The 24,952-nt window shown below is 40.1% G+C and carries 11 protein-coding genes; 4 read left to right on the forward strand and 7 right to left on the reverse strand.

The annotated features are described in order from the left end of the window. Positions 1-92: 92 nt before the first annotated feature. The 3 genes from DRW42_RS27550 to DRW42_RS27560 all read right to left on the reverse strand — a co-directional run bounded on the left by DRW42_RS27550 (position 93) and on the right by DRW42_RS27560 (position 7,448). Positions 93-1,331: a PQQ-dependent sugar dehydrogenase gene (locus tag DRW42_RS27550; RefSeq protein WP_113952090.1), complete on the reverse strand. Its 1,239-nt coding sequence runs from the start codon at positions 1,329-1,331 to the stop codon at positions 93-95. 16 nt (positions 1,332-1,347) lie between these two features. Continuing rightward, positions 1,348-4,101: a glycoside hydrolase family 2 protein gene (locus DRW42_RS27555; RefSeq protein ID WP_113952080.1), complete on the reverse strand. Its 2,754-nt coding sequence runs from the start codon at positions 4,099-4,101 to the stop codon at positions 1,348-1,350. A 155-nt stretch (positions 4,102-4,256) separates the two neighbouring features. Beyond that, a complete protein-coding gene (locus tag DRW42_RS27560) occupies positions 4,257-7,448 on the reverse strand; it encodes a glycoside hydrolase family 2 TIM barrel-domain containing protein (RefSeq protein ID WP_113952081.1) in 3,192 nt (1,063 codons plus the stop codon). A gap of 225 nt (positions 7,449-7,673) precedes the next feature. Here DRW42_RS27560 and DRW42_RS27565 point away from each other — a divergent pair, with 225 nt between their 5' ends. Further along, on the forward strand, positions 7,674-11,801 hold the full coding sequence (locus tag DRW42_RS27565) for a hybrid sensor histidine kinase/response regulator transcription factor (protein WP_158544417.1): 4,128 nt from the start codon (positions 7,674-7,676) through the stop codon (positions 11,799-11,801). A 125-nt stretch (positions 11,802-11,926) separates the two neighbouring features. Here the strand turns inward: DRW42_RS27565 and DRW42_RS27570 are convergent, their stop codons facing one another. Next, positions 11,927-13,144 (reverse strand): basic secretory protein-like protein, encoded by a 1,218-nt coding sequence (locus DRW42_RS27570; RefSeq protein WP_113952083.1) that lies wholly within the window; start codon positions 13,142-13,144, stop codon positions 11,927-11,929. Between the two features lie 356 nt (positions 13,145-13,500). After that, positions 13,501-14,862: a tRNA uridine-5-carboxymethylaminomethyl(34) synthesis GTPase MnmE gene (gene mnmE / locus DRW42_RS27575; RefSeq protein ID WP_113952084.1), complete on the reverse strand. Its 1,362-nt coding sequence runs from the start codon at positions 14,860-14,862 to the stop codon at positions 13,501-13,503. 304 nt (positions 14,863-15,166) lie between these two features. On the opposite strand from mnmE, the gene DRW42_RS27580 reads away from it, so the two are divergent. Further along, the gene (locus tag DRW42_RS27580; protein ID WP_113952085.1) at positions 15,167-16,291 is read left to right on the forward strand and encodes an AI-2E family transporter; all 1,125 of its coding nucleotides are present in this window, start codon (positions 15,167-15,169) and stop codon (positions 16,289-16,291) included. A 172-nt stretch (positions 16,292-16,463) separates the two neighbouring features. Here the strand turns inward: DRW42_RS27580 and DRW42_RS27585 are convergent, their stop codons facing one another. Further along, positions 16,464-19,925, reverse strand: a complete 3,462-nt coding sequence (locus DRW42_RS27585) for a T9SS type B sorting domain-containing protein (RefSeq protein WP_113952086.1) — start codon at positions 19,923-19,925, stop codon at positions 16,464-16,466. A 445-nt stretch (positions 19,926-20,370) separates the two neighbouring features. Beyond that, on the reverse strand, positions 20,371-22,143 hold the full coding sequence (argS, locus tag DRW42_RS27590) for an arginine--tRNA ligase (protein ID WP_113952087.1): 1,773 nt from the start codon (positions 22,141-22,143) through the stop codon (positions 20,371-20,373). A 303-nt stretch (positions 22,144-22,446) separates the two neighbouring features. On the opposite strand from argS, the gene DRW42_RS27595 reads away from it, so the two are divergent. Together DRW42_RS27595 and ctlX are read left to right on the forward strand one after the other, a co-directional pair. Further along, complete coding sequence (locus DRW42_RS27595) at positions 22,447-23,892, forward strand: arginine deiminase family protein (RefSeq protein WP_113952088.1); 1,446 nt, start codon at positions 22,447-22,449, stop codon at positions 23,890-23,892. A gap of 82 nt (positions 23,893-23,974) precedes the next feature. Further along, complete coding sequence (gene ctlX, locus DRW42_RS27600) at positions 23,975-24,889, forward strand: citrulline utilization hydrolase CtlX (RefSeq protein WP_113952089.1); 915 nt, start codon at positions 23,975-23,977, stop codon at positions 24,887-24,889. The last annotated feature ends 63 nt before the right edge of the window (positions 24,890-24,952 follow it).

Consider the following 24,952-nt stretch of genomic DNA (forward strand, 5'->3'; position numbering starts at 1 on the left):
AGAGATCTATCTCGAGATAGATTTCTCGACTTCGTTGCACTTCGCTCGAAATGACGGTAATTAAGGTAGATTAGCAAATTGATGCTATAATTTTATCGTTGAGTAATTTTATACACCGTGCCGTTCTTATTCTCCGGCCCGGTGTCGGTATTGCTTAACACATATAATTCACCTGACGGATCTTCGCCGAAAGCGGTGATTTTAGCATTCTCTGCAATGTTCAAAAAAGATAACTTGCCACGTAACCATTTATTGCCCGATGGCTGAAGGTAATACCCCCTGCCTGTCCAATCGGCAAAAATATATTTTCCTTTGATCTGTTGGTTTTTGGTACCGTTGTATACGTATCCACCCGTTACCGATACGCCTTCGCTGTGCTGGTATTCGGTAATAGGTGCAATCATTTCTTTGATATTACAGCCTTTATCAGGATTATAACAGTGTGTACCTTCCATTAACCTCCAGCCATAATTCCCTCCTTTTGTAACAATATCCACCTCTTCCCAGGTAGACTGGCCCACATCGCCGGCAAATAATTGCTTTGATGCCCTATCGAAAGAAAAACGCCATGGATTTCTGAAACCATAGGCCCATATTTCGGGTTTAACATTCGGTTTACCTACAAATGGATTATCTTTTGGTACTTTATAACCCGATTCGGTATTGATATCAATCCTCAATATTTTACCATGCCAGGTGTTCATATCCTGTCCGTTGCCAATGGTGCCATGCTCGTCGCCCTGACCGCCGCCGTCGCCAAAAGAAGCGTATAAATAACCATCAGGCCCGAATTGTAAACAGCCACCATTGTGGTTCCCATCAGGTTCCTCTATGGTTAAAATAATGCGCTTGCTTGCCACATCAATCTTTTTACCACCTTCAGCCAATTTATATTCAACCAGTACCCCGGTGTGGTTCGATTTCTGAACAGAGGGTACGCTGTAATAGAGGTATATTTTTTTGTTCGTTTTAAATGCAGGATGTAAAGCGATACCAAGCAAACCACGTTCTTCGTAACCGCGATTAAGTTTTACCAGTTTATCTTTCAGATCGATTAATGGTTCTTCCAATAATTTCCCTTGCTGCACAACCCTGATTTTTCCAGATTGTTCCGTAATCCACGCCTCGTTATTATCCGGAAAAACAATAGCGGTTGGTGCCTGTATACCAGCCGCAAACACCTCTACCCCGACTGATATGTCAGGAACATTAGCTACCTTTTTAACAGAAGTTTTCTTTTGCGCAAAAACCTGTATGCTGGCGATTAAAATACAGGCAATAACGACTGCAAACAATCTTAAAACATGATGTTTAAATATCTTTTTTTTCATTTTTATAGGGTATTGTTTAATGGATAAAATCAAAAAGCAGTGTACCGTTAAAGGTTTTGCCATCCGTTTTATTTTTCTGGCTTTGTGGCCCCATGGATGAAGCAGCCTGGAATTTGGTACCAATGGCACTGATTCCTTTTAAAAATCCGATACTTCCATCCGGAAATGCAGGTTCTACATTGTTGTTGCTTAATGCAGCCGCCTCCCGGGCAGGTCGGTATAATTGCAGATAGGTATCCTGATCGGCTATATACACCTTAAACGGAGCTTCCTTATTTTCGATCACCACCCAGTTTACCTCTGAATAATAGCCTTTAAATTCCGGATATCCCCAGGTTTCGCCGGTAATCGAATTATTATAATCTTTATGCCAAACGCCAAACTGCTGACCTTTTAACCTGTTTTTCCAAACCCGGTAAGGCCCGCGACCAAGGTATTTTACCCCGGTAATTTTCTCCTCAGGATAATTGAAAGTAATGCCCATAAAATCTGCATCGCCCTGCTGGTTAAAAGTATATTCGAGCTTAACCAGTTTGCCCGGTTCAAAGGTCCATTTGGCATGAAGATTTCCTTGCCCCTGATAGTCTGATTCGACAATAGTTTTTTCTTCATCGGCTTTAAAACTGAAGCTTTTCAAAGTGGTATTCACTCCAGCCAACAGCGGTCCTTTCGATAATGAAATGGTGGCATCAGGCTTAAGCACTTTCTCCAGATAACCTGTTGTTTTATCAAAATAATAAGCAATTCCATCCTGTTTAACCACTAGTGACTGACCGGTTTCTTCAGTTTTTACCGACAAATTAGATGTAGTTTTTTCCTGTTTGCTCGCAATGGATTGCGCGGTGCTTATGGGCCAGCTCCAGGTAAATATTTCTTTTTGATCGGTGCCGTAAGCGGTTAAATATAAAGCATCGTTCTGCGCCCATGATGCGGGCAAATTCAGGGAAAGCGTTCCCTTTGCATCAGGTTTAAGGTTTGATGTAGCCGTTCCACTTGCTGTTATACTGGCTTTTGTTTCAGTAGCAACCGCAGCGGGAAAATTAACCAGTTTCCATTTAAAGGTGCATTTATCCAAACCCGTAAAGGCAAACCTGTTGGCAATGGGAATTTGACCATTAAAGTTTTGATCGATTTTTGGCAGATCGACAAAAACGGGCGACCATATTTCTTTTATCGTGTAAAAACTGCCTTCTTTTTCGCGGTGGGGTCCTACAATCCCGTCGGGTGCATGGTTTCCATCTCCATCGTATATGTTGTTTTTATCCGTCCGGATTACGTTTTCATCCACCAAAGCCCAGATAAAACCACCTGCAGCATGTGGGTGAAGCAGCACCTGGTTCCAGAAATCATCCAAAGCAGCACCTGCGCCACCATCATACAGGGCGTGCATAAATTCAGTCGGGAAGAAAACTTCCTTGCCCGATGTGGCCGCTTTAACCATATAGTTGTAATCAGGATAGTGTTTGGTATCGGTTCCGTTAAATTTTTCCCAGGGGTGGATTACGGTACGTTTTTGCGGATCGTACAAGGCATAATCGTTATCGAGATCGGTATTAAAGCCCCCTTCGTTACCATTAGCCCAAAAAATAATGGAAGGATGGTTTACATCCCTGATCACCAGTTCCTTTACCAACCTGTGACCAACGGTATTATCGTATTTGGCCTGCCAGCCGGTAAGTTCGTTGATTACATATAAACCGAGCGAGTCGCAAACATCCAAAAACTCAGCATCTGGCGGGTAATGCGACATGCGCACAGCGTTCATATTCATTTCCTTCATCAACTGCACATCCATCAGGTGCACCGCTTTGCTGAGCGTACGCCCGGTTTCAGGCCAGAAACTATGCCGGTTTACCCCTTTCAGGATCATCTTAGCACCGTTTACGTAAAAACCATCACCATTACGCAATTCAAGCGTACGGAAACCAAATTTTTGTTTGATTTGATGGATGGTTTTTTGTTTATTTTTAATCTTAACCACCACCTGATACAGGTTCGGAAATTCCGAACTCCAGAGTAAAGGCTGCGAAAAGGCAGATTTTAACTTTTGGGTACTGTCTGCAGGATTTGCTTTTATTAGAAATGCCTTTCCTACATTTTCGCCATTTAATTTTTTAACCTGTGCCTCAATTACATCGCCAGTGCTTAAGTGTTGCCCATACACATCTAGCTCGAAAGAACCATCGGCTTTCGCATTAACGGCTACCCTTTCGATAAATTTATCGGGAACAGTTTCGAGGTAAACAGGTCTGAAAATACCACCAAAAACCCAGAAATCACTTTTCCTTTCTGCATTATTGATGGAAGCATTGGCCGACATTTTATCTACCGTAACTTCTAATAGATTTTTCCCCTGGGGTTTTAAAAGTTTAGTAATATCATATTTGAAACGGTAAAAACCTCCCTGGTGCACTTCCCCTGCAGGTTTTCCGTTAACGGTAACCTTTGTATCCGTCATGGAGCCTTCAAAAACAAGGAATACCTTTTTACCGGTTATTTTACCTGTCGCAAATTCATGGCGATAAATTCCCTGTTCTTTGGCTTTATCTTTATCATGGCCATAATTGTAGCTCCCGAAGCCTTGTAATTCCCAATTGGAAGGCACAGGAATTTTTGTCCACACACCACTTTTACGACCTGCGGTGCAATAAAAATCCCATTGTTTAGTGTGGTCTTTATCTGTGCCCGAAAGATAGGTTTTAATGGTTTCCTGCGAAAAACCCTGATAGGTAACCAATATTAGCAAAAACGGAAGTATTTTTTTGATCATGATATATTTGGTGTTTGAATTAAAACCATATCAGATAAACGGTTAGATCGGATCTGGCGCCTACAAGATAACGGAATTTGTACGGAGGTAAAACCTGTTAACTACTTTGATACAATAGCGGGCCTATTTTTAGTAAAGGCCCGCGTAATGTTTTGTTATGGTTTGCCGGTTAACAATATCTGATAGCTGAAAGAAGTTGGTTTTGCATAAACCAGGTAAGGTTCTAAAGGTTTTGGTCCGCAGCCCCATGAGCCTACGCCCAGGGTTTTATGGCTGATGCACAAGACTGTTCCTTTGCTTTTGGGCAGGTCTATTTTGTACTCTACATTTTCCATTTCTTCATCGCTGTAGGGCAATGCAGCCACCTGAAACAGGTCTTTTCCACGTTTAACGGTTAAACCTATACCATTTCCCGCAGTGATATTTGCCCATCTCACATCCTCGTGGTTTCCGCTTTCCATCGGTTTTTCATAAGGTGTCATCTGGTTATTTACACTGCTAGAATAATGGCCGATATCAAAGCCACTTTTTCTGTCCGCATAGTTTTCCATTGGTCCGCGACCCAGGTAGTCGATTTTATTCAAATCCTGATCAAGAAAAAGGCGCACACCGATCCTGGCCAGTATCAGTTTAGGATCGCTGAAATCAACATTGTTTTCGGCATTGATTAATCCGTTGGCATTAATGGTATAAACCACATGGTGATGAACCGTAAAATCCTGTTTACCAGTTCCGGTAAGCTCTGCTTTAATTTCAATAATACCATTGCTGATCTGTTTAACTTTAACATCATTGGTTACCCAAACGATCGATTTCAGTCCTTTTTTCTCCCAGTCCGGATAGGCCCACATATCATCCTTACGGTGTGGTGCACGCCACAGGTGCAGCATTGGTCCGCCGTTGGCCTGAAGCATGTTTTTACCATCCTTCTCCATTTTAGAAAAAGTGCCTTTTGTTTTATCAAATTCCAGGGCAAAGTCCTTTCCTTTAATTTGTATGCTTTCTTTAGAATCGTTAAGGCTTAAACTGCCTGAAACTTGATTTTCTGCAGCAGGAACAGTAACCGGAAGTTCAAATTGTTGTGCGGCTACTTCATATCCTTTTTTTGCCCAGTTTTTATCGCCCGAAAGTTCAAACGAAACCCTTACGAAATATTCGGCACCTGCTTTAGGTTTTACTGAAAAAGGGATTTTGAGATCCTTTTCTTCGCCCGGCCTGATCGATCCGATAGAAAATACACCAGATGATATTTTATTACCATCTTCGGTAAGTTCCCATTTACCGTTTAAGCTGTTTACATCGGTAAACTGGTAACGGTTTTTAATGGTGACCATCCCGTTTTTAAGGTCTTTCTCCCTGATGCTGATCCATTGATAAGCATGTTTAAGTTCAGGAAAATGCGGTTTAAGCGATCGATCGGAAAATACCACTCCTTTATGGATAAAATACTGATCGTTTGGATACTCTCCAAAACCACCACCAAATGCCGTAATCGGATGTTTGGGATCGCGGTTATTGTAAATTCCCTGATCCTGCCACTCCCATATAGCGCCTCCCAGTAAAGCCGGGTATTTATCAAAAAGTTCGTTATAAATATCAACCGAACCCATCGAATTAAACATGGCATGCGCATATTCGCAGAGGTAAAAAGGTTTATTCAGGTTTTGATCATTGGCGTGGCGTTCTAAATTTGCCACATCGGTATACATCTGGCTATCAATATCTGCCGGATTACGGTTTCCGATCCCGAAACCTTCATAGTGGGTTGGCCGGGTGGGGTCGATATCTTTAATGGCCTGCAATGCAGCCCTGAAGTTTTTGCCACCACTACCATTCTCATTACCCAGCGACCAGATCACTACAGATGCATGGTTTTTGAAATTTTCGGTATTGGCAACATTCCTGTCGATAATGGCAGCTTTTATCCGGGGTTCGTCGTTAAATTCGTTCATTGCCCCATGACATTCTACATTGGCTTCGGCAACCAGGTAAATCCCGTATTCATCACACAGCTCGTACCAGCGCGGATCATCAGAGTAATGACTGGTGCGCACATGGTTACAGTTGGCTTGTTTAATTAGCACAATATCTTTAATCATCTGCGCTTCGGTTACCGCATGACCTACATCGGGCCAGTTTTCGTGTCGATTAACGCCTTTTAACTTAATGGCTACACCGTTTACCAAAAACTGCCTGCCTTTTATTTCAATCTGACGGAAGCCTGTTTTGGATGAAAGGATTTCCACATCTTTACTGCCCTCTTTAAGTTTAATTACCGTGGTATAAAGTTTTGGTGTTTCTGCCGTCCATTTTTCCGGGTTATTTACATTGAACTTTAAACTAACGGTTACCTCCTCTCCTGGTTTTAAGGCCGGTACCGCTTTTTTATCTGAAGATCCGGCCACCAATGTCTGACCGTTATAAAGCGTGGCATCAATAATCCTTGCTTTGCTTACTGTTGTACCATAGTTCTTTATTTTTGCAGATACCAGTACTTCAGCATTTTTAAACTGCTTATCGAGATTGGTTTTAACAAAAAAATCGCGGACATGTTGCTGAGGGGCGCTCCAAAGGGTAACATTTCTAAAAATACCGCTCAAACGCCACATATCCTGATCTTCCAGGTAACTTCCTGTAGTAAAACGGTAAACTTCGACAGCCAAAGTATTTTTGCCCGCTTGCAGGTATTTCGTTAAATCGAACTCTGCGGCATTACGGCTGTTTACGCTGTAACCAACTTTGCGGCCGTTTACCCAGATAAAAAATCCGGCGTCTACCCCATCGAATGTGATAAATATTCTCCGGCCTTTCCAGCCAGCCGGCACAGTAAAATCGCGTCGGTAACTACCTACCGGATTTCTTTCTTTATAGGCTGTAAATCTTTCCGGTGGCGTACTCATCACCTTTGGAAAATCCTTTTGGAAGATATAATTGAAGTTACTGTAGTACGGTGTGCCATATCCCTCTACCTGAAAATTAGACGGCACCTTGATCTCTTTCCAGCCCGAAACATCGTAGCTCGGTTTGTAAAAATTAACCGGGCGTTTCTGCGGCCAGTCTACCCAGTTAAACTTCCACATGCCGTTTAAACTTGTACTGAATGTGGATGCATGCCTATTAGCCGCAAGCGCCTGTTTTAAATTGGCATAAGGCATTAAAGTAGCATGTGCGGCTTCCTTGTTAATACCGATATTCTCAGGATCTTCGATTTCTTTTGGTACCGAAGCGGTATCCTGCTTAGATAAAAAATTACCTTCCTTATGCTGGGCCTTCGCGATATTTGCATAACCTAAGGCAAATAACAAGAGAATTTTAGGAAGGGTTCGGTAAATAAATGGTTTACTCATTGTGGTTTGTTTGTGTTGTGTGTTGATATATATTGTAAAGGAAATCGATAGGATGGTTGATATTTATTAAATTTATCGATCACAAAGAACTTTAATTAATCGCCACGGCAGATTGCCGAATCATACATTTTTTTTGACATCCTGTACATTTGTTGTCCACAGCTATAAATAAATCAACATATAAGATCATTTTTGCTATATGGTATGCTTATTAAAATCCCACCAATGGAATTGCTGAAAAAATTAACAATTCCTGCCTTAATATTCTTATCGAACCTTATTAGCGGTAATCAGGTTTTTGGTCAACCTTTTAGCTATAAATTCAACTACCTTACCGTTGATGAAGGCCTTTCGCATACCGATGCCAATGATATCGCACAGGATAACAAGGGGTACATCTGGACGGGGACCAATTTCGGATTAAACCGTTTTGATGGCTACGTCAATAAAAAATACTACAATAATAACCTGCCCTTACAAAATGCCTACACCAACCGCATCCGTTTTGTATATCCCGATAAGGGTGGAAAAATATGGCTTGGTACCGAGGGTGGCCTGCAATACTTCGATCCTGCTACCGAGCGGTATGTAGAAGTTAACGAAATCAACAAAAATACCTCTCCCTATCTTGCCCAGATCATCAGGCCGGCAGAGGATAAACTTTACGGATTGTTTGACGGCACATTGCGGTGCTACCGCTTTGATAAAAACACAATCAGCCCCCTAAAAATCAATGTGCCTAAGGCGGTCCGCTTTTGGGAGATGACAATGGATAACAACGGGAACACCTACTTCTCCAGTAATAAAGGCTTGTGGATGATGGATAAGGATTTGCGCTTCCACCAGCTATCGGTTAACGGAAAAAAAGACCAGGATTTCAGGGCAATTTACCTCGACAATCACCATAACCTGCTTACCATCTTTTGCGATACGCTTCTGTTAACCCAACGAAATAAAGGCCAGTTGTATGGCTTAACCATAGCCAGAAAATATGTAGATAAACACATTCACGATACTAAAAACATCGCCCAAAACGGAAAAGCGGATTATTGGATCAATACCGGCCGAGGACTGATCAGGCTGGATCAAAATTTGGGTTTTATTCAAACCGTTAACAGCCAGAGCGCTCAGTTCAGCCTCAATTCGAGTTATTTGAACAGGGTAATTATCGACCGCTCAAGTTGTTTGTGGTTAAGCACTTTTGGTGGCGGGGTAAATTACTGCGACCTCAACGAAAAACTATTTCATACGCTTAAAAAAGATCCTGAAAACAGTAATTCCTTATCTGGTAACTACATCCGGTCGGTATTTGCAGATGGCAATGACCTCTGGATTGGCACCATGACCAATGGATTAAACCATTACAACCTCAAAACAGGGCGTTTTACCTTTTACAACACTTATAATTCGGCCATCAGGCTAAAAAATGATGCGGTAACTTCCATTATTAACGATAAGGATAAAAACCTCTGGATCGGTACCAACAACGGCATCCAAATATTAAACCGTGAGAGGACAGCACTTATAAAACCCGCTGGCTATGACCAATTTCCCACTTACGTGATAGAAACCATTGCCGTTGATTACTATGGCAATATCTGGTTCGGCAACCACATAGACAGATTCGGCGTGATCGTTAAAAACAGTCAGAACGTTTATCAGGTTAAATATTATGGGGAAGGCTATTTTATCCACGCAGATCAAAACCGTCCGCAGCTTTTTGTTTCGAGTACCAGAGGACTGAAAAAACTGACCATAGATGCAAATGGAAACATCATCAAAACTGTTGGCTACAGGGCCGGCACTGGTAAAAACACATTAAGTTCTGATTATACCTACCCGGTGGTAAAAGAAAACGATAATACTTACTGGATAGGTACCATTGGCGGTGGCTTAAACCGACTCTCGCTCGGCAAAACCGATAATATTTATACAATAAAAATATATGGCAGCAAATACGGTGTTTTTAATGATGTAGAAAGCCTTGAAATCGATAATGAAGGTCATATTTGGATGGGTGGAAACGGTTTGGAATGCCTGAACCCCAAAACAGGCAAACTGATAAGATATGATAAAAACGATGGCCTGCAGGGCAACAGTTTTAAAGTAGGTTCTTCATTTAAGGCTGCCGACGGGCGTTTATATTTTGGCGGAATAAACGGCCTGAGCTATTTTTATCCAGGGGAGATCAGACCAAACCCGATAGCTGCAAAACCCATTCTTACCGACATCCTGATCAACAATCAAAAATACAACAACCAGAACCATACTGCCGAAAACAGTACCATTGGCTATGGTAAAGAAATCAGGATTAATTATCAGCAGAACAACTTTACCATTTACTTTTCTGCCATGCATTTCGCCAATCCGCTCAAATGTAGTTACAGGTATAAACTGATCGGTTTTGATAGCGACTGGAAATATACCGATGGTAAAAATCCGAGTGCAGCTTACAACAACCTCGATTTTAAGCGTTATAAGTTTGTGCTGCAGGCCAGTAATAACGACGGGATATGGAGTAAAGTGCAGGCAGAAACATCGATTTTAATTACACCGCCATGGTGGAAATCAAACCTTGCAAAACTGTTTTATATTTTAATATCGCTCTCTGCCCTATCGGCCATTTATATTTTTCAGGGCAGGTGGTACCGTTTAAAAAGGGAAATTGCCATACGTGAAGTAAACGAAAATAAACGCGAAGAAATGCACAAGCAGCGCGAAGAGCTTTCGGAGCAACAGCTGGTGTTTTTTACCAACATTTCGCACGAGTTACGTACCCCGCTTACCTTAATGCTTGGACCACTGGAAAACCTGATCAGCCGGAACCAGAACCCGGTGCTTAACCATTCTTACCATCTGATGTTCAGAAATGCCAAACGCCTGCTCAACCTGGTAAGCGAACTGGTTAATTTTAGAAAAGTTGCCGATAAAACCATCAAACTTCAGGTAGAGCCTGTTGAAATAGAACACTTTGTGATCGACCTGGCAAAGGATTTTGAAGTACTGGCCGAGCATAAACACATCCGCTTCGAAATAGATGGAATTAGGGCTAAAGAAAATATAAAAGTACTTATAGACAAACAGATACTCGAAAAAATATTGCTCAATTTATTAAACAATGCTTTTAAATATACGGTTGATGGTGGCGAAATATCATTTGGTTTATTTTATGATATGCTGGATTTTAAACCGCATTTCGAAACAGGTTTTCAGCTGCTCCATCCACAAAGGGCTAAAAATTATATCTATTTTAAGGTACTCGATTCAGGAATTGGCATATCTCCGGAGTCGATTACCAAAATCTTCGACCGTTATTACCGGATCAGTACCGAACATTTAGGTTCGGGCATTGGCCTCGCTTTGGTAAAAAACCTTACCGAACTGCATAAAGGAGATATTTATGTGTACAGCGAACGCAATAAAGGCACCGAAATTATTATAGGTATCCCGTTTGGGGCTGAAAATTATCATGAAGATGAAAAACGTCTATCTAATCAACCTGTTGAAACCAGGCTTGAAGTAACCGATACCCTGATCTTATCGCCTTTGGTAGAAAACGGACCGGAGATATACCGGAATGAACCTGTTAGTAATAAACGGATTTTATTGGTGGAAGATAACCAGGAATTAAGGCAGTTTTTAAAACAGACTTTAGAAAATAAATACACCATTCTCGAAGCAGAAGATGGTAAAAAGGGCCTTGAAGTGGCCATCGAAAACATTCCGGATCTGATTATCAGCGATGTGATGATGCCCGAGATGAATGGAATCGAATTTTGCAGGCTTACCAAAGAGAAATTTGAAACCAGCCATATTCCTTTCATTATTCTTTCGGCAAAAGATGCCCTTGAAGCAAAAATTGAAGGCATGGAATCGGGTGCTGATTTTTATTTCTCAAAACCCTTCAGCACCGAACTGCTGTTGTTAACCGTTCAGAATATATTTGAACAGGCCGAAAAACTGAAAGAACGCTACACCAAAAACTATCTTGCAGAAGCAACGGAGCTGGTACACACTGAAAAAGACAAAGCTTTTATCAATCAGATTTTAAACCTGATCGAAACCAATATCAAAGATCCAAACCTGGATGTCGATTTTTTATGCAGTCATTTATTCATTAGCCGCACCAAACTTTATCAAAAAATAAAAGGTGTTTCAGATCAGTCTGTTGCAGAGTTTATCCGGACCATTAGGTTGAAAAAAGCCATACAGATTATGACACACGAAGATATTGCGCTTTACGAAGTTGCCGAGCGAATCGGTTTGCAGAGCAGTTCCAATTTTTCGAGGGCATTTAAAAAAGAATATGGTAAATCTCCCCTGCAGTACATACAGGACCTGAAAAAAATCTGAAGCTTTTAGGCATCGGATTTTACATTTAACGTCCTTTTAATGGCAATAGAAATTTGAAAAAAGACTACTGATAAATACAAAAACCTCAGTTTGGCTGAGGTTTTTGCATATAATATATTGCTCGTTTACAAGGCTGGATTTGCCTTATAATCCTGCCACAACTGATCTACAGTTTTGCCATTTGCATTTGCCGACCAGAAAGTGTTCACATTATAAGTACCATCTCTCATGGCTTTATCCAGTTTGATTACGATGCCCTGATAGCCATGGTTTTCAAGCCAGGCAAAAAAGCGAGCCGTAACACGGTAAGCATCAGTATAATTCTGATTTGAATTATAAGCTGGCAACGACCAGTTAGCGCCCGGGTTATCATAGCCAAAAATATACCTGGCATAATCTGCAATTCCTTCCGTAATCCACCCGGTATTGGGCAGGTTAAATTTATAGGATTGTACCACATGCATCATTTCGTGGGTTACCACATCAATATCCTTCGGATTATTAGCAAAATACCTGGGATCGTAACGGATAACAGATCCACCATAAGTTGCTGCAACGCCTTCGTAGGCAGAATCGATTACAAACACCTGTGTTTTAGGTGCATTGATATTAAAAGTATTGGCCATTCTTTGGTAGTTGGCTTTAAATACGGTGATGAAACCTGCTTTTGTTGTCGCGCTGAAAGTTCCGGTTTTATCGGTAAAAATTAAAGTATTCGTGCCTTCAACCACTGTTTCGAGGGTATTGTTCGGCGATACAGCCTGCTGGTTTTGTGGTACACTGAATAGTTTTATTTCAGCCAGCTGAAAGATTGGATTGGTTTGACCAAATAAAACCCTAATATTAATGCGGTAAAATTTATAGGAATTATTGTTAACAAAGTTGTAAGTTTTGCTTTGTTTGCGCTGTGGAAACATTTCATACTCACGGTGATCCAACTCTGTCCAGGTGGTTCCATTTGTTGAGGCCGTAATGGTCCAGTTTGACGGATCTCTCTCGCTGGCATCATTTGCAGAAGTAAGCGTATAAGATGCAACCTGGGTATTTGTGGGAAACTCAAACTGCATATAAAAACCCGATTGATGACTAAATATTAAAAATTTAGAATCGAGATTGTTATCGATAACTTTTGATGATCCTTCGGCAGCATCCTTACCCCCAGTATTTTCTGTACTCACGGTAAACTGGGCCTGGCTGGTTACTTCGGTTCTGGCAGTTACGTTTGTAGCCGCCCGGGGTTCCGGATTATCAGTGTCGGTTTGTTCTTTTTTGCAATTAGATAAAAAGACAACCGTGCCTAATAAAATACAGGCAAATGATGTGGTTCTGTTAAATAATTTCATAGGATAAATTGGTTAGTGGTAAATTTTTTAGTCAGATCAATAATACTAAAAGGTTTTAGTATATCAAACAGAGAATAAATAATTTATTTTCCTAAAATTAGGATGCATTATTTATTCTTACACAATATAGTATATAACAGCAATAGATAGTATTGGGTATAGATCAGAATAATTCCGCAGTTAGGTTGTGACGCCGATAAGCATTGCCGGGATGAAATCAGTAATTGGCAAGGTGAAACTAAAAGTAAATTCTGAAAGACGAGAAATATGCTGATTTCAAGCTATGTTCATTTTGTGTTTTTAATTTCGACGCAGAAAGTATTATCAAAACACACACACAATTAAATAATATTCAATCACTTACCAATACAAAACTTCGTAAAAATATTTTCCAGCAGATCATCTGTTGTTACCGTACCGGTAATCTCACCAAGATAATGTAAAGCCTGCTTGATATCCATGGCTAAAAAATCGGATGTAACCGGATTATCTACATTAGCCAATACCCTTTGCAAGGCATTTTCAGTTTGTTTAAGGGCTTCTACATGGCGGATGTTCGTTACCAAAGTTTCGCTGGTATTAATATGGTGCAGGTTTACCTGCTCTAACAGGGTTGTTTTGAGTTCATCAATTCCCTGTTTCTCTTTCGCAGAAATAAAAACAGCGTTTAACCCCTTAAAAGCTTTACGTTGATCGATAGAAATCAGATCAGCTTTATTTACCAGAATAAGGTAGGGAATAGCCAGTTGCTCGAGGCCCCTTACCTGCTCTTCAATCTCAGGGATGCTTTGTGCGGCATCGGCCATATAAATGATCAGTTTGGCCTGTTTCATTTTCTCTAAAGTACGTTCTACGCCTAAAGCTTCAATAATATCAGCTGTATCGCGGATCCCGGCGGTGTCGATAAAACGGAAAACGATGCCACCAATGGTCAGTTCATCTTCAATGGTATCTCGGGTGGTACCGGCAATGTCGGATACAATGGCACGTTCCTCATTTAATAAGGCATTTAAAAGGGTCGATTTCCCCACATTGGGTTTACCGGCAATAACAATCGGCACACCATTTTTGATCACATTTCCCATTTCGAAAGAGGAAATCAATCTTTGCAGTACGTAATTGATTTTGTTTACCAGGTTTTTCAATTGTTCACGGTTAGCGAATTCTACATCCTCTTCCGCAAAATCGAGTTCGAGTTCAATCATGGAAGCAAAATGGATCAGCTGCTCACGCAAGCCTTTTAATTCATTGGCAAAACCACCACGCATCTGCTGCATGGCCACATCATGCGAAGCCTTCGAATTTGAAGCGATTAAATCGGCAACGGCTTCAGCCTGACTTAAATCGAAAGCCCCATTTAAAAAAGCACGCAAGGTAAACTCACCGGGTTTAGCCGCACGCGCACCTTTGCTGATCAACAGGTTAATAATCTGCTGAATGATATAATTAGAACCATGACAGGAAATCTCCACCACATTTTCTTTGGTATACGATTTCGGCGCAACAAATAAACCGGCAACAACTTCATCCACAATATGATTACCATCTTTAACCAGACCGAAATGTAAAGTATGGGTGTCCTGCTTTTCTAAATCCTTTCCGGCAAAAACGGTATTGGTAAGCGAAATTGCATCCGGACCAGATAAGCGGATTACACCAATAGCCCCCGAACCTGAAGGAGTAGACAAAGCAATAATGGTATCTTGATCGTTGTTCATGTGTTGTATTAAAGCTGCAAAAATAAGCCTAATCTACGGGTATATCGTGTATGGGAAGTAATTTTTTTCGGGTTGGTTCAGTTGTCATTCGTTTATTCGTCAATAGTTTGATGGTTCATGGCATAACTACCCACCAAACTCCAACCCTAGCGATCATTCTACTTCGGACTACCGACTATGGCCTTTTAACGCTTAACGCCAAACGCTAACCGCTACACCTCATCCATCAAACCTCTTCCATTTTCCATCACAACCAAACTTTTTCACAACGGCTGTGTTTAAATCTTAATCAGATAAACTTTTTATGACTAACAATCTACCACTAACCGTTAAACGATCTATTGAGTTATTGGGCCTTATGGCTATTGTAGCGGTAATGGTAATCGGACGCGACATCATTATGCCGATGCTGATGGCATTTTTCATTAGTATTATGCTCTTGCCTGTTTACCGATTTTTAAAAAGGAAAAAATTTCCTGAAACACTCGCCATTATCCTGCCTATATTATTGGTTGCATTATTTGTAGCTTTGATTATCTGGTTCTTTTCCAATCAGATTGGTATTCTGGTGAAAGATTTTCCGCAAATCAAAGCCAATGTAACGCAGCACATTAATTCGTTAAGCGATTGGATCAGTCGCATTACACATTACGACGATAAACAGCAAAAAGCCTTCATTCAGGATAAAAGCGACGACCTGATGAACATGGGGACTTCACTTGCAGGCAGTACCGCGGTAACGCTCAGTGGGATTTTTGTATTTATCGGCCTGTTACCGATTTACATCTACCTGATGCTCTTTTACAAGGATATTTTATTGCGTTTTATTTTTATGTGGTTTAAAACTGACGATCATCCAAAGGTGAAAGAAGCCATTTATGAAACCGAATCAATCATTAAAAGTTACCTGATTGGTTTATTGATCCAGATTACTTATATGACCATTTTATTAGGTGGAATATTGATGCTGATCGGCATTAAACATGCTTTGTTAATCGGCGTAATTTTCGCCATTTTAAATCTGATTCCTTATGTTGGCGCACTAATTGGCAACGTAATCGGTGTTTTATTAACCCTTACTTCTTCGCAGGAATTATGGCCGGTAATTACCGTTTTGGGAGTTATTGCATTTGTTCAGTTTCTGGATAACAATATATTGATGCCAAGAATTGTTGGCTCTAAAGTAAAAATCAACGCCTTATTTGCCATACTCGGGGTATTTATTGGAGGAAGCATTACAGGCGTCTCCGGAATGTTCCTTGCTTTGCCAATTGTAGCCGTTCTTAAAATTGTGTTCGACCGTACCGAATCATTTAAACAATGGGGTGTGCTGTTGGGCGATGAACGGCCGGCCAAAAGCCCGATGATGTTCCCCAATTTTAGAAAAAAGAAACCAGTTGAAACTAAATCGGGGATTGAAGGAAAGTAGGACCTAGTCTTTAGTCTTTAGTCTTTAGTCTTTAGTCTTTAAAGAGAAAAGAAAAAGCATCGCTAGGTTTAACCAACCAAGCGATTTTTTTGTTAAGCCTTTTTACATTACATATTAGACCAATTTACCAAATAAAGATGGCGCATTTATTTTTTTGCTCACCAGGTAAATATTAATATAATAAAGTTAAAGAGCCTGTAACTATTTCACATGCTTGACTTAATTTTATGATATAGTAATATACACCTACCGGAAGTCGAGAACCTTTAACCGTTCCATCGAAGGGCATTTTATATCCCACAGATTCATAAACTTTATTTCCTACTCTATTAAAAATTTGAATGTTTGCCATGGGATAATTTTCAATACCCTTCAAATTCCAAATATCATTAACACCATCGTTATTAGGTGAAATCGAATTTGCTACAGTCAATCCGGATAAGCCTACCGTAATTTTCACTTCCATTTTTATACTTTCGCAATCGCCGATACGTTGAGTAACAAAGTAATTTTTATCACCTCTGACATCGACCTTAAAAACCCCACTAACAGAAACGTCTGTAGGAGATAAAGCCTCTTCACTTTTATAAAGGGCATAGCTGGTGGCTTTTGTTGATCCACTTGCCCGCAAAGTTGCTTCGCCTGGTGAACAAAGTTGAATTGGCGTAACAGTTGGTGCTGTAATTTGGCTGGTAAGATTATCAACCACAAAATTCGAAATCAATGGTGAGCAATTTAAAGCATCAGTAACTACCAGTTTATAATTGCCTTTGGGTAAATTGTATATATCTAAATTATTGCCAACCTGAACACCAGCGTCATTAGTCCATTTATAGCTATAAGGTGCAAAGCCACCACTAATTTGCATTCCAGTAATACTTCCCAATCCCTGATTACAATTATCATTCGCAATACGAACATTGCCATTTACTAAAGCAAGTTCAGCTTGTCTATTAACGCTGTAAGTAATCAGATATATTTCGCAACCATTATCATCTATTCCATAAACACTATAATCTCCAGCGTCTACGTTTTCAAGTACAGCTGTATTCCCCCCAACGGTGTTACCCGATTTATCTTCCCATCTATAACTTTTTGGCAGATGGCTTGCATTTTGCATCATAATCATGATTTTTCCATTGTTTAATCCACAAGAGGCATCAGTAATTATCTTTGTAATGCCCCTGGCATCGATCAAATTCGACTGTGTAATTAAGGTAAGATCATAAGTTCTATTACATGATGGATTTGAGGCTGTTAACTGGTAACTTCCGGAAGGCACTCCTTCTAAATCCAGCTGATTACCCACTACTTGACCGCCAATATTTTTCCAGGTATAGGAATTAGCTCCAGTTATTAGCAAACCTTTTATACTTCCATTATTACCCGAACAAGTAGGATTGAAAACTTGTTTCTGGCTATCATCAATGGTAATGGCATTTGCACCCGGAATGGTAATTACCGGTGTAATTACCGCTCCGCAACTGGATTGGTCTGTAACTTCTAAAGTGTATTTGCCGGGCGGCTGATTTACTAAATCCTTAATGCTGGCAACCTGCACATTGTTTTCGTTTTTCCATTTATAGGTCAAAGTGCCACTTCCAGTTACTATAATTCCAGTAATACCACCAGAATTTGTACCACAATTAGCTGGCGTTATAGATAGGGAAAGCAGGCTAATATTTGGTCCGGTAGTAGTTGTTAAGGTAACCGGTCCATAAGTATCTGTACAACTATTATCCAATGTGGATATGGTTAAAGTATATTTTCCTGGCGTAACATTAGTTAAATTTAGTGTTTTAGCTACTTCTGTACCCAATTCATTTTTCCAACTGTAAACAGTAGGTGATGAAGTATTATTTACAACCTGTAAACCGCTGATTCTGCCACCGGTACCACAAGCAGGATTTCGTGTCTGAACATTTGTAGCATTTGTTATCAATCCCTTTTTAATTTCAAACCACGGTGTTATTTCACTACAATCTCCACTGGTTACTTTTAACCGATAAGTACCAATTGGCACATCTAAAAGATCTTTTCCCCTACCCACAACATTTCCTGCAGCATCCAGCCATTCTACATATGAGGCACTTAAGGGCAACAAACCTGTAATAGAGCCAGTACTACCGCATGTATTAATAATCTTAACGCCCGAAACATCAACCCTGGCTCGGGTAAATTCTGATGTGGAACCATTTAATGTTGCAGAAGCAATTACCGATCTTAAAATATTACCATTATAGCTCCAGTTGCCATTGGCATCAGCTGTGGTACTGGCAAAATAGGTTTCCGGAGAACATGTTCCACACAAGTCGCTGTAAAAAAGTTCTATTGTTGAGTTTGGTGTAGCCGTACCAGATACAGCATTTGCGGTGAGATTTTGAATATTTACCACTGGAATTGTACGAGAGCTATTGGTAAATATCATTGGATATGCACCAACTGTACAAAAAAAGCTATTCTTATTCACAGAAACAGTTGAATAGGGCCAAACATTTACAGGCTTGCAATAGGCAATGTAATTTGCATCTGCCGGGTCTTGCCCACCAATAACTACACCATCCGAATAGTAAACAAAAACACCTGTTGAAGCTCGCAATCGCTTGGTTAAGCTCTTGTCAATACCAATAAAATTCCTTTTGATACTTACGGGCATTCCGTTATTTAAAAGGTTAATTGCATATCCTTCGCTAGAAATGACATTATCTTCTATACTTATTGTATTTTTACCATTTGGGTTAACTGTTACCACACTAAAACCTGATGATAATGGCGTTGCAATATCTCCAGTAAAATTTGTACCAATTTTATTATTTCTAATTTTTATCGTTGCGGGAGTAGAATATAATGGATCATTATTTGAATTGTAATTGCTCTGGGCGAAATTGATACCTTTTGCAAATACATTTCCTTCTGCAGGACTAGCCCCGCCAATATCTACCAGTCCATATATGGAATACATCGATTGAGCTCCGGAAAAAGACATCGGTAATGTCACACCATCAGATTCAAAGCCAATAATAGTGGCCTGAACTGTTAAATCTTCAGAATAATACTGAATTTGTCCACCAGTTAAATTAACATTAACCCCCAATTCATGTGTAAAGCCACAAATCACATTTCCTTTTCCAGCCGCCCCAATTTTTATATTTTTTGCCTGCCGTAAACATATCCCTTGCCGTTGTGCCCAATTTCCCGGCGCAGTGGTTGGCAATAAATTTATTATGTAAATACCATAAATACCTACATCATTAACATTTATCAATGTTAGTCCGTAGTAAGTAGTTAAATAAGAAAATGCCATTTTAATTTGCACCTTAGCAGTACTTACGCCAAAAAAATCACCTGCCTGTGTCGATCCATCGATATCCAGATTTGAAGAAACATCTGGCAACTGACTTAATAAGGTTATTGTTCTCCCGCTTTCACTTTGATCTGCTAAATTAAAATGAATAAAGTCTTTATCGGTACTGCCATTAGCAGCCGCTTTGATTAATGCATCTCTTAAAGTTCCCGAACCAGCATCTGCATTTGAAGTTACTATAAAAACCTCTGCACGGGTATTTAAAGCAAAAAGGATTAAAATCGCAAATAAAAATGAAGCGAGAATAAATTTAAACGTTAACCTAATCATAGATAAACAAATCTACTAAGATTATCTTATTTTAATTACGCCATCCTAGGCAAATCTCAAAATCCTTCCGAAAACCGCTCCTAACAAGAAAACTCGCAAAAATTTATAAACAACAGATAAAACCTGTAATTAAACTTAACCTGTTTCGCATGTTTAAAAGCGGAAAGTGTAATACTTGCCTGAGATGGGACTTTGGAATGAGCGTTACAAGTCTTTAATTTTTAACAGTAAAAAAAGCATCGCTGGTTTAAACTAGCGATGCTTTTCTATGCTTTTGTCATTCTGAACGCAACTTGCCCCGAATATTCGGGAGTGAAGAATCTTTAAAAAGAAGAACCGTAGATTTCTCCATTTCAATGCGTTTCAGTCGAAATGACGAACTATGGATTGACACTAAGCGCCTAACCTACATCATCTATCTCACCTCTTCCATCATCCATCTTTCTTACATCCTTTCCGGCGACGTAATGCCTAATATCAGCATACCTGCGTTAATTACATCTGCTGTTTTCTTGCTCAGGTTTAAACGGAACTGTTTTACTTCACCTTCTTCGGTTTTAACGATTGGCGGCACTTCATGGTAGAATTTGTTAAACAATTTCGCCAATTCGTATAAATAATTGGCCAAACTCGCCGGACTGTAGGCCTTGGCGGCAATTTCTATTTCTGCAGGATATTTTGCCAGTTGCAAAATCATTTCCAATTCTACTTCAGATATACCCGAAAACTGCTCAATGCCAACTGCAAACTGATAATTCGATTTGCTTAACAATGATTTAATCCTCGCATGGGTATATTGGATAAAAGGCCCTGTATTTCCCTGAAAATCGATACTTTCGGCAGGATTGAATAATAAACGCTTTTTAGGCTCCACCTTTAAAAGGAAATATTTTAAAGCGCCTAAGCCAATGTTTTTATACAATTCTTCTTTGTCTGCTTCGCTAAAATCGTTGGTTTTACCTAATTCTTCCGTTTTTTCACGGGCGGTAGTTACCATGCTTTCAATCAGTTCGTCTGCATCAACAACCGTTCCTTCACGACTTTTCATTTTACCGTTGGGCAAATCAACCATTCCGTACGATAGGTGGTATAAACCTTTTGCCCAGCTTTTACCAAGTTTCTCCAAAATCAGGAACAATACCTTAAAGTGATAATCCTGCTCATTTCCCACCACATAAATCGACTCATCCATGTTGAAATCGTCGTGTTTCATTTCGGCTGTACCCAAATCCTGTGTAATGTAAACAGAGGTTCCATCCGCACGTAAAACCAGTTTCTGGTCTAAACCATCGGCTGTTAAATCGATCCACACCGAACCATCTTCCTTTTTAAAGAAAACACCTTTGGCCAAACCTTCTTCAACTGTACCTTTTCCTAACAGATAAGTATTGCTTTCGTAGTAGAATTTATCAAAATCAACCCCAAGGTTTTTGTAAGTGATATTGAAACCCGCATAAACCCATTCGTTCATGGTTTTCCAAAGCGAAACCACTTCTTCGTCGCCCTGCTCCCATTTCAAAAGCATTTGTTGTGCTTCTTTGATTAATGGTGCATTTTTCTTTGCTTCATCTTCCGTTTGTCCTTCGGCTTTTAAAGAGTCTATTTCCTTTTTGTATTCCTTATCAAAAATTACATAGTATTTCCCAACCAGGTGATCGCCTTTTAAACCGGTACTTTCGGGCGTTTCGCCATTGCCCCATTTTTGCCAGGCCAGCATCGATTTACAAATGTGGATTCCACGATCATTAACCAGGTTTACCTTCACTACATCATAACCATAAGCCTTTAACAACTCAGAAACCGAATAACCCAATAAATTATTACGCACATGGCCCAGGTGAAGCGGTTTATTGGTATTTGGCGAAGAATATTCTACCATTACCTTTTTACCGTTCGGCGCATAAACACCAAAATCGGGCTTTAAAATTTCTTCGTTAAACTGTTTAAGGAAATAACTTTCGGCAATACTTAAGTTCAAAAAGCCTTTAACCACATTAAATTTAGTAACCTCAGCTACATTGGCGACTAAATATTCACCAATTTCGTTTGCAGTTTGTTCAGGCGATTTTTTCGAAATTTTGGTAATCGGGAACACAACAATAGTTGCCTGTCCTTCAAATTCTTTACGGGTTTCTTGTATGTTGATCACACTTTCGGCAACTTCTTCCTGATAAAGTTCGGAGATGGCTTTCTGTGTTGCGGCAATAATAAAATTCATGTGCCAAAAATAGAGAAAAAAGTCCGAAGTCAGGAGTCTGGACTCCGAAGATTTTTTAGCTAAAATTCATTCGTAACGTTTTTAAAAAGGTTTGGAAAGGTGCTCTAGTGCTTGTCGCCCGGAGACCGAAGTCAGAAGTCGGAGGTCAGAAGTCCGAGGTCGGAAGACAGGATGTTTATAGCCTTAACCTCATTGGCGTTATAATTATTTAGCACTTATTTTCAAACTATATCTTCCGACTTTCGGACCCCGGACTTTCGGACTCTCAAAATTTCTAATAGATTTGTAACAACTAACTTATTTATGAGCGAGCAGAATCAAAACTTTAAAGTGAGCGTAAACACCGAAATTGGCAGGTTGCGCAAATTATTGATACATAGTCCGGATAGTGGTTTAGGGAAAGTAGTACCTTCTAAAGCACAGGATTGGCTTTTCGAAGATATTGTACACTTAGATACCATCCGTAAGGGCGAATACGATTATTATATTAAACTATTGATGTATTTTCTTGATCCTGATAAGATCAAAGGGAAACTGGCAGAAATAGATTCGGAAGCATCAGACCGTAATTTTTACAAACCCAATCATCCTGATTTTCATAATTCCAAATCGGTAATTGAGATACAAAACCTGTTGAGCGAAATGCTCGAAAACGAATCGATCCGTAAAAAACTGGTTGCAGCGGTTTGCGCTATTGAGGGTTGTACCTATAAAGTACAGTTAGAACTCACCAATACCGATCCGAAACAACTGGCCGAGATTTTTATCTCCGGAACACTGGCCAACGATACAATGATTTTTGCCCCCATTCCAAACCTGATTTTCACAAGGGATGTAGGTACCACTATCAACAACCATATCCTGCTAAATAAACCGGCTAAAAAAGCTCGTGTGCGCGAAACGCTTTTAATGCGTTATATTTTCTTTAACCATCCTTTGTTCGAAGGTTACAGAAACAACATTCTGGAAATTCCTGATGTAACCATGCACTTTTTACGTCCGGGCGACGAGCCGGCTTTCAGCACCACTTTAGAAGGTGGCGATGTAATGATGGTAAGCCCGAACCACGTACTGATTGGTTGCAGCGAAAGAACTTCAGAACATGGCGCCAACGAAGCGATTAAATTATTGTTCGACCAGGATGTTGTGGAAAAAGTTACCGTAGTAAAAATCCCGAGTAAACGTGATTATATGCACTTGGATACGGTTTTTACGCAGGTTAAACGCAATACCTGGGTAATTTTGAATTCCATTGCACATTCTCCGAAATACAATCCTTACGAGCCAATTAATTTTTTAAAAGAGCCCGAAAAACTGGAGGCAACAACGGCCATTCAGTTTACAAAAGCTAATCCGCAGGAACCTAAACATTTTGAACATGTAGAAGCTTTGCTGAATGATATTAGTCAGAACGACTTAAAAAGTACCGAACCGACTAAAATTATTTATAGCGGAAACAATCAGTTCCCTTACGATTCGCGCGAGCAATGGACAGATTCTTGCAACCTTTTAGCCATTAAAGAAGGTGTGGTGTTAGGCTACGACAGGAACGACAAAACCGTTGAGGCCTTTAAGGCTGCCGGCTTTGATGTGGTAGATGTGAAAGATCTGGTACAGGATTTGGAAAGTGGTAAAGTAAGTGCCGAAACCATAACCGATACCTTGATTTTAATGCCTTCGGCAGAACTATCACGTGCACGCGGTGGTTTCCATTGCATGAGTTTACCGATTTTAAGAGACAATTTATAGAATGTAAAACGTAAGATGGTTAATGGATGGGCAACCGCCCGGAACAGTTAACCAATTAACCGGTTTAAACAATTAACCAAAAATGCAGACGACCAACCATATCCTCATGATCCGCCCTGTTGATTTTAAATTCAACGAGCAAACGGCGGGAAATAATAAGTTCCAGGTTGAATCCACCGAGAGCGATGTACAGGCACAAGCCTTAAAAGAGTTTGATGCTTTTGTTGACCTTTTGCGCAAAAACGATGTGGATGTAACCGTAGTGGATGATACTTTGGAACCTGAAACGCCCGATTCTATATTCCCGAACAACTGGGTTTCCTTTCATGAAGATGGCTCGGTGTACCTTTACCCCATGTTTTCTGAAAACCGAAGGTTAGAGCGTCGCAGGGAAATATTAGATGGTTTGAAAGATAAATTCGAAGTAAACCACATTAGCGATTTAAGTTTTTACGAACATCAGCACGCTTTTTTAGAAGGAACGGGAAGCATGGTTTTAGACCGAACCAATAAAATTGCTTATGCCTGCCTAAGCGTGCGTACTGATGAAGAAGTGCTCAATAATTTCTGCATGCTTACCGGTTACGAACCAGTGGCTTTCCAGGCAGTGGATTCCACAAACTTTCCGATCTACCATACCAATGTAATGATGTGCATTGGCGACAATTTCGCAGTAATCTGCCTTGATTCCATTAAGGATCCTGAAGAAAGATTGAACGTAACCATCAGTTTAAAAGGCACTGGAAAAGAAATTATAGAGATTAGTTTAGATCAGATGAACAAATTTGCAGGTAATATGCTGCAGGTTGCCAATGCAGTTGGCGAAAGCTTACTGGTTATGTCGGAGCAGGCTTATTTATCATTAAATACAGAGCAGATTACTGCCCTTGAACAATACAGCAGGATTATTTACGCACCGCTTTACACCATCGAAAAAAATGGAGGCGGCAGTGCACGGTGCATGCTTGCTGAAATACATTTGCCGGGTAAAGATTAATATCTTCCGCGGTTCGTGTCCTCACCAATGCTATTAACTTAGTGTTATAAATATTTGAAAATC

This window comes from Pedobacter miscanthi, assembly GCF_003315595.1.
Lineage (GTDB): Bacteria > Bacteroidota > Bacteroidia > Sphingobacteriales > Sphingobacteriaceae > Pedobacter > Pedobacter miscanthi.

Excerpts from the sequence above, each read along its gene's own strand:
- DRW42_RS27580 (WP_113952085.1), top strand. The coding sequence starts at position 15,167 with ATGACTAACAATCTACCACTAACCGTTAAACGATCTATTGAGTTATTG.
- DRW42_RS27565 (WP_158544417.1), top strand. The coding sequence starts at position 7,674 with ATGGAATTGCTGAAAAAATTAACAATTCCTGCCTTAATATTCTTATCG.
- argS (WP_113952087.1), bottom strand. The coding sequence starts at position 22,143 with ATGAATTTTATTATTGCCGCAACACAGAAAGCCATCTCCGAACTTTAT.
- DRW42_RS27570 (WP_113952083.1), bottom strand. The coding sequence starts at position 13,144 with ATGAAATTATTTAACAGAACCACATCATTTGCCTGTATTTTATTAGGC.
- DRW42_RS27585 (WP_113952086.1), bottom strand. The coding sequence starts at position 19,925 with ATGATTAGGTTAACGTTTAAATTTATTCTCGCTTCATTTTTATTTGCG.
- mnmE (WP_113952084.1), bottom strand. The coding sequence starts at position 14,862 with ATGAACAACGATCAAGATACCATTATTGCTTTGTCTACTCCTTCAGGT.
- DRW42_RS27595 (WP_113952088.1), top strand. The coding sequence starts at position 22,447 with ATGAGCGAGCAGAATCAAAACTTTAAAGTGAGCGTAAACACCGAAATT.
- ctlX (WP_113952089.1), top strand. The coding sequence starts at position 23,975 with ATGCAGACGACCAACCATATCCTCATGATCCGCCCTGTTGATTTTAAA.
- DRW42_RS27550 (WP_113952090.1), bottom strand. The coding sequence starts at position 1,331 with ATGAAAAAAAAGATATTTAAACATCATGTTTTAAGATTGTTTGCAGTC.
- DRW42_RS27560 (WP_113952081.1), bottom strand. The coding sequence starts at position 7,448 with ATGAGTAAACCATTTATTTACCGAACCCTTCCTAAAATTCTCTTGTTA.
- DRW42_RS27555 (WP_113952080.1), bottom strand. The coding sequence starts at position 4,101 with ATGATCAAAAAAATACTTCCGTTTTTGCTAATATTGGTTACCTATCAG.